This is a genomic window from Comamonas sp. B-9 (assembly GCF_000410635.1).
Taxonomy (GTDB): Bacteria; Pseudomonadota; Gammaproteobacteria; order Burkholderiales; family Burkholderiaceae_C; genus Comamonas.
In genome coordinates this window covers 61,534-62,996 of the sequence record NZ_KE148545.1, presented here as the reverse complement: position 1 = coordinate 62,996, position 1,463 = coordinate 61,534, and the positions used below count along the sequence as shown (strand labels likewise).

General features: G+C 66.5%; 1 protein-coding gene and 1 pseudogene. Both read left to right on the top strand.

Translation table 11 applies throughout. The features are described 5' to 3' along the window. Positions 1-372 (top strand): annotated as a pseudogene (locus H928_RS32230) (amidohydrolase family protein); the annotation flags it as partial. A gap of 3 nt (positions 373-375) precedes the next feature. After that, positions 376-1,203 (top strand): N-formylglutamate deformylase, encoded by an 828-nt coding sequence (gene hutG, locus H928_RS0109115; protein WP_021026212.1) that lies wholly within the window; start codon positions 376-378, stop codon positions 1,201-1,203. Positions 1,204-1,463: the final 260 nt, after the last annotated feature.

The following is a 1,463-nucleotide window of genomic DNA, read 5'->3' as shown; positions in this document are numbered from 1 at the left end:
CTGGAGTACAGCCAGCGCCTGCAATCGCAGCAGCGCAATGTGGCGGCCAGCGCCCAGCAGCCCCATGTGGGCAGCCATATGCTGCTGGCAGCGGTGCAGGGCGGCGCGCAGGCCAGTGGCCGTGCGGTGGCCGGCCTGGCCATAGGCCAGCAGGCCGATTTTGTGGTGCTCGATGGCCAGCACCTGGCGCTGGCCGGGCTGCCCGCTGCCGAGCAGCTCGATGCCCATGTGTTTGCCAGCAGCCGCAGCAGTGCGGTGGCCCGTGTCTGGGTGGGCGGCCAGTGCCGCGTGGCCGACGGCCGCCACCGGCTGCACCACAGCGCGCAGCGCGGCTTTGTCGCCGCGCGCAGCGAACTTCTTCAGGAGCCATGATCCATGCATTTTGAAACCGACCGCGCAGCGTTTGAATTCCGCCAAGGCACGGCACCGCTGCTGATCTCTTTCCCCCATGTGGGCACCTATGTGCCACCCGCGCTGGCCGAGCGCTTTACGCCCGAGGCGCGCGAGGTGCACGACACCGACTGGCACCTGCCGCTGCTCTATGCGTTTGCGCAGGAGATCGGGGCATCGACCCTGGTGGCCACGCATTCGCGTCTGGTGGTGGACATGAACCGCCCCCCCGATGGCGCCAGCCTCTACCCCGGCCAGAGCGTCACCGGCCTGTGCCCGGTGGACACCTTTGCCGACACCCCCGTCTACCAAAGCGCCGCGCTGCAGCCCGATGACGCCGAGATTGCCCAGCGCCGTGACCAGGTCTGGAAGCCCTACCACGACCAGCTGGCCGCTGAGCTGGCCCGTATCCAGGCCCAGCATGGCGCAGCCGGCCTCTGGGATGCGCATTCAATCCAGTCGGTGCTGCCGCGCTTTTTTGACGGCAAGCTGCCCGATCTGAACCTGGGCACCAACAAGGGTGCCAGCTGCGGCGAAGGCCTGGGCGAGGCGCTGCTGGCCGAGGCGCGCAAGGGCGAGGCCGACGGCTTTAGCAGCGTGCTCAATGGCCGCTTCCAAGGCGGCTACATCACGCGCCACTACGGCCAGCCGGCGCAGAACGTGCATGCCATCCAGCTGGAGATGACGCAAAGCAGCTATATGCAAGAGCACATGCCCTTTGACTACCTGCCGGCCGTGGCGGCCAAGGTGCAGCCCCATGTGCGCCGCATGGTGGAGACCTTGCTGGCCTACGTGCAGCAAGCTGCGCGCTGATTCCCACTAACCCAGAAACGGCATACAGGGCTTGCATCGCAGGCTTTGGTTGCCGTTTTTTGCTTTACTGACTCAGCAGGTTTTGCCACTGGCGGGCCGCGCTTGGCAGGCAAACCGTCCGACAATAGCGGGCTATGACTACCTCTAGCACCGACAACGCGGCAGCCGCTCCTGCGGCGGCTTTCTGGACCGATCTTGAGCAAGCGCTGGGCCCCAACGGCTTTTCGCGCGGCGCTGATGCCATTCCGCCAAAGTACTGG